The 15,090-nt window shown below is 61.8% G+C and carries 14 protein-coding genes; 6 read left to right on the top strand and 8 right to left on the bottom strand.

Annotated elements, in window-relative coordinates:
* Positions 1–300 precede the first annotated feature (300 nt).
* From LPA36_RS12955 to LPA36_RS12935, 5 genes are all read right to left on the bottom strand, one after another.
* The gene (locus tag LPA36_RS12955; protein ID WP_228877039.1) at positions 301–672 is read right to left on the bottom strand and encodes a BON domain-containing protein; all 372 of its coding nucleotides are present in this window, start codon (positions 670–672) and stop codon (positions 301–303) included.
* Between the two features lie 33 nt (positions 673–705).
* Positions 706–1,851, bottom strand: a complete 1,146-nt coding sequence (locus tag LPA36_RS12950; RefSeq protein ID WP_228877512.1) for a porin — start codon at positions 1,849–1,851, stop codon at positions 706–708.
* Between the two features lie 205 nt (positions 1,852–2,056).
* Positions 2,057–2,209, bottom strand: a complete 153-nt coding sequence (locus LPA36_RS12945; protein WP_228877038.1) for a hypothetical protein — start codon at positions 2,207–2,209, stop codon at positions 2,057–2,059.
* Between the two features lie 162 nt (positions 2,210–2,371).
* Positions 2,372–3,673 carry an MFS transporter gene (locus LPA36_RS12940; protein WP_228877036.1) on the bottom strand — a complete coding sequence of 434 codons (1,302 nt, stop codon included), beginning with the start codon at positions 3,671–3,673 and terminating at the stop codon, positions 2,372–2,374.
* A gap of 196 nt (positions 3,674–3,869) precedes the next feature.
* Positions 3,870–4,910, bottom strand: coding sequence for an alpha/beta fold hydrolase (locus LPA36_RS12935; protein ID WP_228877033.1), 1,041 nt, complete (start codon positions 4,908–4,910; stop codon positions 3,870–3,872).
* Between the two features lie 108 nt (positions 4,911–5,018).
* Here LPA36_RS12935 and LPA36_RS12930 point away from each other — a divergent pair, with 108 nt between their 5' ends.
* The 6 genes from LPA36_RS12930 (at position 5,019) to LPA36_RS12905 (ending at position 13,056) form a co-directional block, all read left to right on the top strand.
* A complete protein-coding gene (locus LPA36_RS12930; protein ID WP_228877031.1) occupies positions 5,019–6,077 on the top strand; it encodes an AraC family transcriptional regulator in 1,059 nt (352 codons plus the stop codon).
* Between the two features lie 447 nt (positions 6,078–6,524).
* Complete coding sequence (locus LPA36_RS12925; RefSeq protein ID WP_228877030.1) at positions 6,525–7,643, top strand: AraC family transcriptional regulator; 1,119 nt, start codon at positions 6,525–6,527, stop codon at positions 7,641–7,643.
* 379 nt (positions 7,644–8,022) lie between these two features.
* Positions 8,023–8,985 (top strand): TauD/TfdA dioxygenase family protein, encoded by a 963-nt coding sequence (locus LPA36_RS12920; protein WP_228877028.1) that lies wholly within the window; start codon positions 8,023–8,025, stop codon positions 8,983–8,985.
* A gap of 106 nt (positions 8,986–9,091) precedes the next feature.
* Entirely contained in the window at positions 9,092–9,571 is a 480-nt protein-coding gene (locus LPA36_RS12915) for a 2,4'-dihydroxyacetophenone dioxygenase family protein (protein ID WP_228877026.1), read from the top strand.
* A gap of 333 nt (positions 9,572–9,904) precedes the next feature.
* On the top strand, positions 9,905–11,554 hold the full coding sequence (locus tag LPA36_RS12910) for a 3-(methylthio)propionyl-CoA ligase (RefSeq protein ID WP_228877024.1): 1,650 nt from the start codon (positions 9,905–9,907) through the stop codon (positions 11,552–11,554).
* A 134-nt stretch (positions 11,555–11,688) separates the two neighbouring features.
* Positions 11,689–13,056 carry an MFS transporter gene (locus LPA36_RS12905; RefSeq protein ID WP_228877510.1) on the top strand — a complete coding sequence of 456 codons (1,368 nt, stop codon included), beginning with the start codon at positions 11,689–11,691 and terminating at the stop codon, positions 13,054–13,056.
* A 235-nt stretch (positions 13,057–13,291) separates the two neighbouring features.
* On the opposite strand, the gene LPA36_RS12900 is transcribed toward LPA36_RS12905, so the two are convergent.
* From LPA36_RS12900 to LPA36_RS12890, 3 genes are all read right to left on the bottom strand, one after another.
* A complete protein-coding gene (locus LPA36_RS12900; protein ID WP_228877023.1) occupies positions 13,292–13,528 on the bottom strand; it encodes a pentapeptide MXKDX repeat protein in 237 nt (78 codons plus the stop codon).
* A gap of 130 nt (positions 13,529–13,658) precedes the next feature.
* A complete protein-coding gene (locus tag LPA36_RS12895) occupies positions 13,659–14,435 on the bottom strand; it encodes a molybdopterin-dependent oxidoreductase (protein ID WP_228877020.1) in 777 nt (258 codons plus the stop codon).
* On the bottom strand, positions 14,432–15,088 hold the full coding sequence (locus tag LPA36_RS12890) for a cytochrome b/b6 domain-containing protein (RefSeq protein ID WP_228877019.1): 657 nt from the start codon (positions 15,086–15,088) through the stop codon (positions 14,432–14,434). The genes LPA36_RS12895 and LPA36_RS12890 overlap by 4 nt, the downstream gene beginning before the upstream one ends.
* Positions 15,089–15,090 lie beyond the last annotated feature (2 nt).

Genomic DNA, 15,090 nt, shown 5'->3' with positions numbered 1-15,090 from the left:
CGATCATCGACTACCCAGGTCGATCCAACTGGCCGGATATTCCGGCATTCATGATCGGTGATCGCAAGGGCTCGTTGCGCCCGACGTACGGTGGAAAGACAAGGCGCAACAGACGATCTTCTCCGGCCATTCGATCCAGCGGATCCATCCGGCTTCGGATACGCGACGGGCTTGCATTGCGAAGCGGACTTGAGTATCCCGTGATCCGGCGGCTGATCGTGCGGCGTCCACGGCACGTTGAGGCCGGCGGGACCGACTCATCCGTCGGCCCCGCCGCATTGCCGTTCCGGCTACGCCAGCTTACATGCCGCCCAACGGCTTTTGCACGGTCAGCTTGTTGGTGACCGACGTTACGCCGGGAACGCCCTTCGCGATTTCCGCGACCCTGCCCACCTGGGAAGCATCCGTGACCGTGCCGGTCAGGGTTATCGCGCCGTCTTTCGCGGTGACACCGATATTGCCGGCATTGATGTCCTTGTTCTTCGAAATGGCGTTATAGACCTGCCGGCGCAGGGCACGATTCGCCTTTCTTCCTGTGGCGGGCGCCGTCGATGCAGCCATTGCCGATGCGCCCGGCGCACTGGCCGGCTCGCTCGTCTGGGACCACGCGGTCAAGGACGTTGCAACGACGACGACTCCAACTGCCAGCCTGAATGCCTGAATGCTTTTCACTAATCGCTCCGGTTGCGGGTTTGAGGTTCGGAATCAGAAGGTATGACGAAGGCCGATCATGGCCGCCGTGGTGGACTTGCCCGGGGCGACCGGGGCGCCATAGACGACCGTCTGGTTCATGGTGCCATCGTTGTTGACATACCCGACCTGTGCGTACGTCTTCGTCCTCTTCGACAGGTTGTATTCGGCGCCCACTGCGACTTCGCTCGAGTGATTTGCCGAATGGTTCCGGTCCTTCAGGTAATAGTAGCCCGACGTGATCTTGAAGGCCGAGTTGAACTGGTAGCCGAGACCGCCAGACGCCATTTCGAGGTCCGCGGTGCCGGTATTCGCCGGGTTCTTGCCGACACCGTACGAGCCGGAGATCGAAAATCCGGCGATCGTGTACATCGCACCGAAATAGTAAAAGCGGTTGTTGGCCAGACCCGTCGCGGGTACCGCCGGCCCTGTCGGGTAGTTGATCGGGAACGGATTGGTGTCGTGCCCGTTGTAGTACACGGCAGCCAGATTCAGACCGTAGTTCGAATACTTGAGCACGGCCGACTCGCGCGTGCCGCCCTGGAACTGGCCAGCGACCCCACCTGGCGCGTACTCGAGCGCGAGCGATGCACCGTAGAATTTCGGCGAGTTGTAGACAAGCGCGCTGCTGTCATACAGGGCGCCGATCGGGGCGTTCGTGCTGGTGCCGGGCCATCCGGCCGCCTGATTCATGCCAAGCCACGCGGTCAGGATACTGCCGAAGTACTGTGCGCCACGGACATCGGTTTCCGACATCGCGTAGATCATCGGAATGATCTGCCGGCCGGCGTCGAAGGTACCGAACGGCGTGGACGCACCGACCGTCGCAAACTGGTTGAAGATCGCAGTTGCGCCCGGCGTGTCGGCGAGACCAAGCTTGCCGTTCGTGGTGTTGAATACACCCTGCAGCTTGAAGGTGATCTTGTAGCCGGCGCCAATGTCCTCGCTTCCCTTCATGCCCCAGTAGCTGGAATAGATGCCGCCGTCCTTGATCTGATAAACATGACCGAGGTTCGGGGCGTGCGGTTGAAAGGATGCAGCCGAGGTGCTTTGATACAGAAATCCACTGTCGAGTACGCCGTAGAGCGTGACTGACGATTGGGCATGGGCGGCGGTGGCGAACAGCACCAGCGCAGCAGTGCTGCTCAACTTCAACTTCAATTTCATTCTGTCTCCTTCGGTTTTTTAAACGCCGACCCCCCGGCGCTTGTGGGTTATTGCCTGACTAAAACTGCATCGATGCGGCGTCGGTGCGTCAGCACCGACACGTAGTCATCCCCTACTACTACCGCGACTGGTGCCTGATGACCTTGCCGGTCGCGTCGGGTCGACGCGACTCGGCGAAGACCACCGGGTCTGGCTTCCATCACTTCGCGATCTGGCTGTCCAGGAATGCGGGCAATCCGGCCGTGGTGAGCGTGCCGCCCAGTTCCTTCACCACCAGGAACAGTGGCCGTCCCTCCCACTTAGGGTGCCGCGCAGCGATGCAGACCGCGCTTGCGACACCGGGTGCACGCACGCGAAGTTCTCGATGTCGGCCGATCTGACCCATTCACCCCAGAGACGATCACGCTGGATGGGCATGGCGCCTCGCACTAGAGGACACCGCTGCGCCCTCCATCTGGGATGCTGTTCCGTTCAATCGATAAGGTATCCATATTGACGTGAAACGTCGGCCACTTCAGCTATTTGCACTATGACATTGCGCGCCCCGCAGATGACGCAAGCCAATAAACAGGACGACGGCCGACGCGACGCCGGCGAGTGGCAATAGTTGCAAGGCGGCCGTAAGCCCCAGTCGGTCTGCCAATATTCCCGTCACAACGGAACCAGGCGCCAGCCCAAGAACGTTGAAGGCGAGAGCAAGCGTTGCCATGGCTGTACTGTGAATCGCCCTGGGCGTCAGGTTCGCAACCATCGCACCGGCCGAACCGAGAATGCCCGCGCTAAAGAACATTGCCAATGCGATCAGAGTGAGTTGTGCTGTGCCGACGGGAAACTGAAATGCCGCGACCAGCAATGCTCCGCAGACCAGGTTATAGATGATCGCCAGGCGCATTTTCCGTTGTGGCGAACCACGGCCGAGACGATCGGACAGTGCGCCGCACAGGGGCATTCCACATGCGCCGCAAAGGACGAACACCGCCGCGACGCCGCCTGCCTGGCTCACTGGCATGTCATAGGCCCGATTCAGGAAACTCGGCAGCCAGGCAAGCAGGCCACCGTTGATGAAGAGTTGCAGCCCGCTGCCGATGTAGACGCAGATCAACACCGGCGAGGAGAACAGATCTCTGAACACATGCCTGATGCGGACTGCAGGTAGCGCTTCAACTTGTTTAATGCCGCTTGATTGGCCTTTCGCCCCTTCGATCCGCGCCGGCGTGGCGACGATCATATAGAGCAGGGTCAGCGCGATGCCAAAGACCGCCATGCCAACGAACGCCATGCGCCAACCGAAATGGCTTGCCAGTGAGCCGCCAAGGCCGATCCCCATGACCGATCCGACCATGCCGCCCGCCAGAAATGCGCCAGCCACCGCGGAGGTGTGCCGGGGCGGAAACATACTGATCAGAATGGCGAGGCCAATGCTGGCGTACGCGGCTTCGCCGACACCGACCAGAAAGCGCGCCGACAGCAACGTGAAGTAGTTGTGCGACAGGCCGCAGAGCAAGGTCGCGATGCTCCAGATCGCCGCCATGACCGTCACGCTTCGTACGCGCCCCCATCGATCGCCGATAAGCGAGAGTGGGAACGCCAGGATGCCGACGGCCAGCGAGACAATACCGCTGAGCGCCCCGAGCCGGGCGTCGGACAGTCCCCACTCCGCCTTGATTTGCGGAAAGACTGCGTTGAGCACTTGCCGCGACATGTAGTCGGACAAGAGCAGTCCGAATGTCAGTGCAAAAATGACCCATGCGTAACCGCGAATGCGCTGCGGGCGCTCACTGTCATAGGACGCTGTTTCCTGCATATTCACCACCATGATTCTGTCTCCTATATTGCTGCTGTTATGGCCATCTGTGCGCAGCTATTTGTTTTCAGTTTTGGTGTCCGCCAGGCTTTCCCACGGCCCCTCATTCATCCTGGAGGCTCTTGGGGGAAAGTGAAACCTGCCTTGCGCCCACGCTGTCATCTCGCTGGACGCCCGATCTGGGCGTCGCAGCCGTAAAACCTGGACGCTAGTCCTTGAATTGCTCGAGAAATTCCAGCAGCAATCCGTTCACCTGATCAACGCTTTCTTCCGCCGCGGCATGGCCCACGCCGGGTAGCAGCACCTTCTTCTGCAGTCCGGTCAGCCAGGTGTCGAGTCCGTCGTACAGGCTGCGGATTTCCACCGGTTCGATCGAAGGGTCGGCGGCGCCGCCGATGAACAGGCTCGGCTGGCGGACCACTGCGCCGTCCAGAAACGCTGTGATTTCCCAGTTCCGGTCGCGACAGCGGTAGTAGTTAATGGCGCCCGTAAATCCCGTGCGCGTGTATTCGTCGACGTAGTAGTCGATCGCCCGCGCGCTCAACCAGGACGGGAACTCCTTCGGCTCAGTGAACGCGTTGAGAAGGGGCTCGCCGGCTTCGACGAACAGGCGCCAGCGTTCGGCGCCGACGGCGCTGCCGGAGACCGAGTAGTAGATGCTGCGCAATGTCTTGCGCGGATCGCTGGCGAACTCGCGATCCGGCTTGTCGAGCTGCTGGAAGTACAGGTGGTGATACACCCTGCCTTTCGCCATCGCCTGCAAACCGACGGTCGGTTTGACCTTTCCGCGCGGTGGCACCGGGGTATTGAGCATCACGAGGCCGCGGAACAGATCCGGCCTCAGCGTGGCCGCCGCCTGAGCTACCCATGCGCCCAGGTCGTGTCCGACGATCACCGCGGAGGTTTCACCCAGGGCCGCCATCAGGCCAACCATGTCGCCGACGGCCTGGCTCATGTCGTAGGCTTCGATGGCTTCTGGCCGGTCGGTTTGCCCAAATCCCCGCTGATCGGGGACGACGACCCGAAAGCCGGCCGCGGCCAACGCCCCGATCTGGCGGCGCCACATGTACCAGAGGTACGGAAAGCCATGCAGCAGAATGACGAGCGGGCCTTGGCCTTCGTCGATGTAATGCATGCGAATGCCATTGACTTCGGCAAAGCAGTGGTTGAATGAGGCGGGGTCGTCGGCATCCACCTGTCCGAATGCGGCGCGAGGTTGACCGATGTACGTTGCGGCGCTGGTGTCCATTGTCTATATCCGTCTGTTGAAGTTCCCGGCCTCCAAGGTAGCTCTGACATGCGTTCCCTACTATACTTAGCAGGACATAAGCTTGATCAATTGGGACAGGTGACGTCCGTGCATACCCTGACGCGAAGTGCCAGCCTTACCGACTATGAACACGTGGCCCGTTCAGTGGGGCTCGATCCGCTTCGCATGCTGCGGATGGCGAGGTTGCCGGCCACGGTCCTCGACGATCCGAACATGATGATCAGTGTCGATTCGGTGGGGTGGCTACTGGAGGAGTCGGCACGCCTGTCCGGTCAGGAGGCCTTCGGATTGCTGCTCGCGGAAACCAGAAGTCTGGCCAATCTGGGGATGCTGGCGCTGGCGATTCGGGAAGAGCCAACGCTGCGCGCAGCAGTACAATTTTTCGCCCGCTATATGCGTCTGCACAACGCCGGTGTGCAATTCCGGCTTGACGATGCGGGCGACGTCGCGCTGCTGCATGTAGCCGTGAATATGCAGGGTCATGGCGTCTGGCGCCAGGCTATCGAACAGACGACCGGTGTTGCATTGCGGACGTTGAGAGCGCTGGCTCACGACACCTTCCGGCCGGCAAAGATCAGTTTCACTCACGCGCGGCCCGCCAGCCTTGAAGTGCACCGCCGCGTGCTGGGATCAGCGATCGAGTTTTCACAGGAATGCAATGCCATCGTTTGCCGCAGCCGCGACCTGGACATGCCCATCCCTGCGGCAGACCCGGCGCTGAAAAGCGAGATGAAACGATGGCTGGACATGCAGCTGGCGGGCCTGCGCGACGGGCCGACGCAGCGGACGCGCCAGATCGTCAGGATGCTGCTGCCAGCCGGACTTTGTTCGGTCGATCAGGTTGCCCAGCATCTTGGCATGCATCGACGCACGCTTAACCGGCACCTGGCGGCCGAGGGCGAGAGTGTCACAACGATCATCAATGCGGTACGGGCCGAACTCGCCGAGGAGTATTTGACCAACAGCGAGCGCAAGTTGTATGAAGTCGCCGAACTTCTCGGTTTTTCCTCCGCCTGTGAACTTTCTCGCTGGTTCCGCGGCGAGTTTGGCAAGACACCCTCGGATTGGGTTGCCCATTACCGGGAGAGCAAGGCGCCGCCGGACCCACCTCGCGTAAGCGGGAAAGGCAGGTTCGAGGACGTTTGAGGCGTCCCTTCGTCGTCCCGGCTAGCCACGCGGCCCGAACCGGCCGTACCTGTACATTCCTGACGTTACAGATCCCCGCCTGCTTCCGCGATCGCCGGCTGTACCACCCGGACTGCACGGGAGCGTTGCCGCTATCGGCTTTCCAGCCATGAGCCCTGGCCTCGCGTCCCAATACGCAACGAAATTGTCGCGCTGAATCAATAACACCGCGACCGCACTGCCTATTATCACTCCCCTGGCATCGATGACACGATGCCCCTGCCGTGCCGACAGGGGCCAGCTACGTCTGCCGGATACCCACATGGCTCGCCGCGCACAAGCACAGATTGGAGACATCAATGACAACGACCGCGGCAACCCAGGACGCGACTTCACAAGCCGCATCCGCGTTACCGGCCATCGTGCGGCCAGCGGGTGCACCAGCACCCGGTCAACGTGGGAATCTGCATGCCCGCCATCGGCGCCGAACTCAGCAATATCAGCCTGGCTGATGCCGCCCTGGATCATCTTGTGAAATTGGGACAGCCCGGGCATACCCTGACGCGCAGTGCGAGCCTGACCGACTATGAACACGTAGCCCGTTCGGTGGGGCTCGATCCGTTGCGTATGCTGCGAATGGCAAGGCTGCCGGCCACCGTCTTCGACGATCCGAATCTGATGATCAGTGTCGATTCGGTGGGATGGCTGCTGGAGGAGTCGGCGCGCCTGTCCGGTCAGGAGGCCTTCGGACTGTTGCTCGCGGAAACCAGAAGTCTGGCCAATCTGGGGATGCTGGCGCTGGCTGTCCGGGAAGAGCCATCGCTGCGCGCAGCAGTGCAATTTTTCGCCCGCTATATGCGTCTGCACAACGCCGGCGTGCAATTGCGGCTTGACGACCCAGGCGACGTCGCGCGGCTGCAGGTCGGCGCGAATATGCAGGGGGGGCATGGCGTCTGGCGTCAGACGATCGAAATGTCGACCGGCATCGTATTGCGAGTGTTCAAGGCATTGAGTGGCGATACTTTCCGGCCGACAAAGATCAGTTTCACCCACGCGCGGCCCGCCAGCCTTGAAGTGCACCGCCGCGTGCTGGGAACAGCGATCGAGTTTTCACAGGAGTGCGATGCCATCGTTTGCCCCAGCCGCGACCTGGACACGCCCATCCCTGCCGCAGACCCGACGCTGAATCGCGAGGTGAAGCGGTGGCTGGACATGCAGTTGACCAGCCTGCGCGACGAGCCGGCGCAGCGGGCACGCCAGGTCGTCAGAATGCTGCTGCCAGGCGGACTATGTTCCGTCGATCAGGTTGCCCAGCATCTTGGCATGCATCGACGCACGCTTAACCGGCACCTGGCGGCCGAGGGCGAGAGTGTCACAACGATCATCAATGCGGTACGGGCCGAACTCGCCGAGGAGTATCTGGCCAACAGCAAACGCAAGTTGTACGACGTCGCTGAGCTCCTCGGGTTTTCCCATGCCGGTGACTTCTCGCGCTGGTTCCGCGGTCGATTTGGCAAGACGCCCTCAGAGTGGGCCGCCCATTCCCGGCAGAGCACGGCGGCACCCGGGCCCATCTCGTCCAGGTAGGAAACAGGAAGACAGGTTCGAAGTCGGCCCACGCGTTCCTCCATCATCCGCGCCTGCCACACTCACTGCCTGAACCTGCCACACCCCGCACGTTCCTGACGTTACTGATCCCGCCCGACCCCGCGATTACCCGACTACGTGCATCGCCGCCCGGAAGCACCCGAGCGTTGTTGCTAGCCGCTTTTTAGCCACGCCCTGGCCTGGTGTCCCAATTTGCAAGGAAATTGTCTCGCTGAATCAATAGCATTGCGGCCGCACTGCCTATTATGACTTCCGTGGCACCGATGAAACGATGCCCCTGCCGTCCTGACAGGGGCCAGCTACATCTGCCGGACGCACACATGGCTCGCCGCCGCACGAGTACAGATTGGAGACATCAATGACAGCAACCGCCGTACCCCAAAACACTTCTTCACAAACCGCGCCCGTGGCACCGGCCATTGTCCGGCCATCTGTGCGCCAGCATTCGATCAAGGTGGAGATCTGCACGCCCGCCATCGGCGCCGAACTCAGCAACATCAGCCTCGCTGACGCTGCGCAGGATCCTGAGGCTATCGCCGAAATCCGGGCGCTGTGGCTGAAGCACAAGGTCCTGTTCTTCCGCGATCAGAACATCACGCCGATGGAGCAGCAGAACTTCGCCGCGCAATTCGCCGGACTGGAAGCCCATCCCCTTGCCCCGAGCCATCCGGAGGCGGACAAGCTGCTGATGCTGTACCGCAATCTCGAGCCGGGCAAGCCCCAGGGCTTCGTCGAAAAAGCCAGCCGCGAAAACACCTGGCATGCCGATGTCACCTACAAGAAGGCGCCGCCCCGCGGTGCGGTGTTGCGCTGCGAACTGGGTCCGGAGACCGGCGGCGACACCATCTGGTCCAACATGGTGATGGCCTACGAAAAGCTGCCCGAGGCCATCAAGCAACGGATCGACGGCCTGTACGCCAAGCACAGTGCCGAGCACGCCTTTGGCGCGCAGATGCCGATCGCAGACCGTCACGCGATGGCAGCGAAGAACCCCGCCGCTGAGCACCCGGTGGTGCTCACCCATCCCGAGACGGGCGAAAAGGTGTTGTTCGTCAACTCGACGTTCACGACGCATTTCTCGAATTTCTACAACTTCGAGGACATCCGGTACGGCCAGGACTTTATGCCCGAGGCGCATCACCTGCTGAACTATCTGGCCTTCCAGGCCGCGATTCCGGAATACCAGGTCCGTCTGAAGTGGAGAACCAACACGGTTGCCATGTGGGACAACCTGCAGGTTCAGCACTACGCCGTGGCGGACTACGGCAATGAGCCAAGAAAGATGCTGCGCGCCACCCTCACGGGCGCCCCGCTGGTCTAAGACGACAGTTTCATCCGGCGTATCCAGGGCGCCCACCCCTCAGGGACAGACGGGTAGCCCCGGTACGCTTAACAGGTTTGACCCCCACACCAAAATGGAGACAGATATGCTTCACGAACAAGTCGACACCTCGCTCATCGATGGCGAATCACTGCCGTGGGTACCGTTTACGCCCTATGCGGACAACGTCCTGCTGAAGTACTTCAAGCTTGACCCGATCCGCGGTGAAATCATCGTGATGATGAAGGCACCGATGGACATGCAACTGCCCAGGCACCACCACACTGGCACGGTTCTCGTCTACACGATCGAAGGCAAGTGGAAATACAAGGAGCACGACTGGATCGCCGGACCCGGCGACGTCGTGTACGAGACCGCCGCGTCGACCCACACGCCTGAAGTCGTCACCACCGGAAGCGGAGACGGCTACATGGTCACGTTTATTCAGATGATCGGCGATCTGATTTTCCTCGACGAGAACGACAACATCATCGCGATGGAAAACTGGAAGACCTCGCTGCAGCGCTATCTTGCTTACTGCGAGCAGCATGACATCAAGCCGAAAGATCTCACGGCATTCAATTGATCTGAAATTCATGAGGATTCCCGATATCCGCGGGGTCCTCATGACACTCAGTGCGTCGCCCGCAAGACGCACCAGACAGTCCGGCCATATCAGGACTGCGGCACCACGCCGGGTTATCGCAGGTCACAGGCGCCGAAAAGATGGCTATGCGCGACAAGCGCGCAGTCCATGCCGCATCGCGATCTCTCCGGTCGCGAGAGCCGTTATCTGATTGCAAAAACCCAGTAGAGGGGAGACACGTGGTCCCGGTTCGCGGCCTTGAGGCGGAACCTGGCAGAGGGGTACAGCCATGTCCCCGCTCCACGATCACAGACATTAGAAGGGAACGACGCCATGAACGGCTTGATGATGCAAAAGCAGTTGTTGATCTCCTCACTCATCGTGCATGCCGACCGGCATCATGGCGACACGGAGATCGTGTCCCGGCGAGTGGAAGGCGATATCCATCGCTACACTTTCCGCGACTGCCACCGTCGCGCGCGCCAGATGGCCAATGCGTTGACCCGCCTCGGTGTCAATCCCGCCGACCGGATCGGCACGCTGGCGTGGAACGGCTACCGTCATCTGGAGCTGTACTACGGCGTCTCTGGCATGGGTGCCATTCTGCATACCATCAATCCTCGTCTGCATGAAGACCAGGTCGCTTACATCGCCAATCACGCCGAAGACCAGTACATCTTCTTCGACCTGACTTTCCTGCCGTTGATCAAGGCGGTCGCTGGCCGCTGCAAGACGGTCAAGGCGTTCATCGCCATGACCGATCACGCCCACATGCCGAAGGACGCCGGCATTGACAACCTGCTGTGCTACGAAGACCTGATCGAGGCGTCTTCGCCCGACTACGCCTGGCCGCGTTTCGACGAAAACGCCGCCAGTACGCTCTGCTACACCTCTGGCACGACAGGCAACCCGAAAGGCGCTCTGTACAGCCATCGCTCTTCGATGCTGCATACCTATGCGGCGGCGCTGCCTGATTCGCTGAACTGTTCGGCACGCGACGTGATCCTGCCCGTTGTGCCGATGTTTCATGTCAATGCGTGGGGACTTCCGTACATCGCGTGCATGGTCGGCGCCAAACTCGTACTCCCCGGGCCGGCGCTGGACGGCAAATCGCTCTATGAACTGCTCGAAGCCGAGCAGGTTACGGTCTCCGCTGGTGTGCCGACTGTCTGGCAAGGCCTGCTTGGCCATCTCGAGGAAACAGGCCAGGCGTTTTCGAGCATGAGACGCACCATCATTGGTGGCGCGGCCTGCACGCCGGTCATGCTCCGCAAGTTCCAGGAGACATACAGCGTGGCGGTGTTGCACGTCTGGGGAATGACCGAAATGAGCCCTATCGGAACCGTCGGCACCATGAAGGCCAGGCACGTTGAGATGTCCATGGAAGAGCGTTATGCCGTGCAATCCAAACAAGGTCGCGCCGTGTTTGGCGTCGACATGAGAATCGTCGGCGCGGACGGCGTGGAGCTGCCCTGGGACGTCGCGACTTCCGGTGACCTGCAGGTGCGCGGTCCATGGGTGGTGCGCGACTACTTCAGGAGCGAGGGGAACAGTCCGCTGCAGCTCGATGACGATGGGCAAGAGTGGTTCCCGACCGGCGACGTTGCGACCATCGATGCCGATGGCTTCATGCAGATCACCGATCGCAGCAAGGACGTCATCAAGTCTGGTGGCGAGTGGATTGGCTCCATCGACCTTGAGAATATCGCGATGGCGCATCCGGCAGTCTCCCAGGCTGCATGCATTGCCGCGAAACACGCGAAGTGGGACGAGCGTCCGTTGCTGATCGTCGTCAAGAAGCCGCAAGCGGATTTGACGCGGGAAGAACTGCTCGCTTTCTATGAAGGCAAGATCGCGAAATGGTGGACGCCTGATGATGTGGTCTTCGTCGACGCGATCCCGTTGGGCGCTACAGGCAAGATCCAGAAAAACCGTCTGCGGGAGCAGTTTGGCGATCATCTGATGACGAGAGTTGCGAACTGAGCGTGGTGGAATCGATCCGGTCGTGTCGATGAGGCCGACGGGGGAAACGTAAGCACGCGATTCGACCTGCCGCACCATCACCACAAGGAAGCCCCATGGCTGAGTTACAGCCCCAGATTGGCACGGTCCCCCTCTTGCATGCCGATATGGGCCTGCCGCTTCCGCAGCGCTTCTGGGCGGTCGTCTTCATCTCGCTGGGCACCCTGCTCGCCGTGCTCGACGGCGCGATCGCCAACGTCGCGTTGCCGACCATCGCGCGCGACCTGCATGCATCCGACGCCGCGTCGATCTGGATCGTCAACGCCTATCAGATCGCCATCACGATCACGCTGCTGCCGCTCGCGTCGCTTGGCGATCGCGTCGGCTACCGGCGCATCTACATTGCCGGCCTCGTGGTGTTCACTATCGCGTCGCTCGGCTGCGCACTCGCGAGTTCGCTGCCGACGCTCGCGGCAATGCGCGTGATCCAGGGGCTCGGCGCATCGGGCATGATGAGCGTCATCGCAGCGCTCGTGCGGACAATCTATCCGTCGTCGATGCTTGGACGCGGCGTGTCGGTCAACGCGATGGTGGTCGCACTGTCGGCGGCGATCGGGCCAACGATCGCGTCCGCAGTGCTGTCGGTCGCATCATGGCCGTGGCTTTTCGCGATCAACGTGCCCATCGGCATCGCCGCGGTGCTCGGCGGCCTGCGCACGCTGCCCGCCAATCCGCTGCACGACGCGCCGTACGATGCCAGGAGCGCGCTGATGAATGCCTGTGTGTTCGGGCTGCTGATCATGGCCGCGGACGGACTCGGCTACGGCGAGCGCGGTGCGTTCATCGTTGCGGAATTGACGCTGGCGTGCGTCGTCGGCTATTTCTTCGTGCAACGACAGCTATCGCAGCCGGCACCGCTCCTGCCCGTCGACCTGATGCGCATCCCGGTCTTCGCGCTGTCGATCTGCACGTCGATCGCGTCGTTCACCTCGCAGATGCTCGCGTTCGTCGCACTACCGTTCTGGCTCCAGAATTCGCTCGGCTTCTCGCAGGTTCAGACCGGCCTCTATATGACGCCCTGGCCGCTCGTGATCGTGCTCGCCGCGCCGCTTGCCGGCGCGCTGTCCGACCGCTGCTCGGCCGGCATGCTCGGCGGCATCGGGCTCGCGCTGTTAGCGGCCGGACTGCTGTCGCTTGCGATGATCGGCGCGCACCCGGGCACGGTTGACATCGTCTGGCGCATGGCGCTGTGCGGTGCCGGCTTTGGCCTGTTCCAGGCGCCGAACAACCACGCAATCATGTCGTCGGCGCCACGCACGCGCAGCGGCGGTGCAGGCGGCATGCTCGGTATGGCGAGGCTGACCGGGCAGACGCTCGGGGCGGCGCTCGTCGCGCTGATCTTCGGCATCGCACCCGGGCACGGACCGACGATCGCACTCTATGTCGCCGCCGCGTTCGCGGCTGCCGCGGCCGTCGTCAGCGCGCTGCGCATCGCGGCCCCGCATCTGAGCGCGTCGGTCTGACCGCGTCACATCCGGCGCGCAGCGTGTCAAGTGCGTCCGGCATGGAAGTGGCGACCCGGGCGTCGATAACGACCGAGATGCTTGCAAAGGGCATTCGGCAGGTCCAGGAGTGGACCTGCCGTTCGAATGACAGCGTTGTGGGATAGGTGAGCGGCACCAAATGGCCGGACGTCTCGTTGCGTACGGCCTTCGCATCCGGGTATCGCCGCATCCGCGCGGATGCGGCGAGCGCCTGTCAGTTCGCCATGGCGCCCGATGCTTCGTGCTTCATGCCCATCGAGTCACTGCTCTTTTTCGCATTCTTGTGACTCATCTTGTCTTTGGACATCGAATCCTTCGACATCGAGTCCTTGGACATCGAGTCGTGCGACATCGCGCCGTTCGACATCGCGCCGCTGGCTTCCTGCGCCAATGCCGACGTTGCGCCAGCGATGGAGAAAATTGCGAATGCGGCGATTGCGAGCTTTTTCATGAGATGACTCCGTTTTGTTATCACAAGGTGAACCGGCGTGTGCCGGGTATTTCTGAAGCTTCTGCCGTCCGGGGTCATGGCACATTGGCACGATGCAGGCCTGCAGGCGCGCACGCATGACCCGCGCGCGTCAGGAGCCTCCGAACCAGTTGTAGCCCTGATTGACCCAGTAGCCGCCCGGATACGTATTCGTCACGAACATCTCGACGATATGCTTCGGGTTCTTGTAGCCAAGCTTGGTGGGCATCCGCAGCTTCATCGGGAATCCGTATTTCGGCGGCAGGCGCGCTCCGTCGTATTCGAACGTGAGGAGCGTCTGTGGATGAAGCGCCGTGGGCATGTCGATGCTTTCGAAGTAGTCGTCCGCGCATTTGAAGCCGACGTATTTCGCGGATGTATCCGCGCCCACGCGACGCAGGAAATCGCCGAACGGCGTGCCGCCCCAGCGGCCGATCGCACTCCACCCTTCCACGCAGATATGCCGCGTGATCTGCTCCGCGTGCGGCAACGCGTAGAGCTCCGGTAGCATCCACGTTTTCTTGCCCGTGATGAGTCCGCTCAACTGGAGCTTGTAGTCCGATGCGTCGACTTCCGGCACGTCGTCGATCCCGTAGAACGCGTTGAACGGGAACGGCCGCGTGATCTGCGCTTCGGTGTACGTCGGCGCCATCTGCGTCGGATCGAAAATGAACGCCTGCGCGCGGTCGTTCAGACGCGATACAGCCGTGAGAAACGTGTTCACCGAGTCGTTGTCGGTGATCGAGCAGCCCGTCAGCATCGTGAGACCGCCGAGTGTCAGAAGCTGCTTGCCGAAGAGGCGTCGTGACGGCATCGCAAGTTCGCGGCGCGCGTCGATCAGGATCGATTCGCGGTCGAGCTTGATCGCGGGTTTGCGTTCCGGCTTCATGATCTGGATTCTCCCTGACGGCCACGCAGCATCGTGAGCAGTGAGCGCGGCACGAGCGCGACCATCACGACGTGCACGACGATAAACGCGGCCATCAGCGACATCGCGGTGAAATGAACGATACGTGCGGTGTCGTAGCCCCCCATCAGCTCGCGCAGGAGCGGAAACTGCACCGACTTCCAGATCGCGAGGCCCGACAACACGAGCACGATCAGGTCACAGATGACGAACAGGTACGCGAATTTCTGCACGGCGTTGTACTGGCGCAGATCGGCATGCGAGAGCTTGCCGGTGAGCGCGGCTGCGAGATCGCTGACGATCGCGCGCGGCGAGAGCGGCAGGAACTTGTGCCAGAAGCGCCCGCCCGCGAGATTGAGGGTAAGGTACACGAGGCCATTGAAGACCAGCAGCCACATCGCGGCGAAATGCCATTGCAGCGCGCCGCCCAGCCAGCCGCCGAGCGTGAGCGAAGGCGGAAACACGAAACCCGGAAAGATCGGCGACGCATCGTAGATGCGCCAGCCCGACAGCATCATGATGATGGCCGCAAGCGCGTTGAGCCAGTGGGTGACGCGCACCCAGGCGGGATGTATCGCGCCGCGCACGGGTGCGGCCGGCGGTGCGGCGTTGGCGTGAAGACGGGACGTATGCATCG

Source organism: Paraburkholderia saeva, from assembly GCF_907164555.1.
Taxonomy (GTDB): Bacteria; Pseudomonadota; Gammaproteobacteria; order Burkholderiales; family Burkholderiaceae; genus Paraburkholderia; species Paraburkholderia saeva.
Note: the sequence above shows the minus strand (reverse complement) of the source record. Positions and strands in the feature narration are given on the sequence as shown.

Coding starts and splice junctions, on each gene's coding strand:
- LPA36_RS12900 (WP_228877023.1), bottom strand. CDS start 13,528: ATGAAAAAGCTCGCAATCGCCGCATTCGCAATTTTCTCCATCGCTGGC.
- LPA36_RS12910 (WP_228877024.1), top strand. CDS start 9,905: ATGAACGGCTTGATGATGCAAAAGCAGTTGTTGATCTCCTCACTCATC.
- LPA36_RS12935 (WP_228877033.1), bottom strand. CDS start 4,910: ATGGACACCAGCGCCGCAACGTACATCGGTCAACCTCGCGCCGCATTC.
- LPA36_RS12895 (WP_228877020.1), bottom strand. CDS start 14,435: ATGAAGCCGGAACGCAAACCCGCGATCAAGCTCGACCGCGAATCGATC.
- LPA36_RS12915 (WP_228877026.1), top strand. CDS start 9,092: ATGCTTCACGAACAAGTCGACACCTCGCTCATCGATGGCGAATCACTG.
- LPA36_RS12925 (WP_228877030.1), top strand. CDS start 6,525: ATGCCCGCCATCGGCGCCGAACTCAGCAATATCAGCCTGGCTGATGCC.
- LPA36_RS12920 (WP_228877028.1), top strand. CDS start 8,023: ATGACAGCAACCGCCGTACCCCAAAACACTTCTTCACAAACCGCGCCC.
- LPA36_RS12890 (WP_228877019.1), bottom strand. CDS start 15,088: ATGCATACGTCCCGTCTTCACGCCAACGCCGCACCGCCGGCCGCACCC.
- LPA36_RS12940 (WP_228877036.1), bottom strand. CDS start 3,673: ATGGTGGTGAATATGCAGGAAACAGCGTCCTATGACAGTGAGCGCCCG.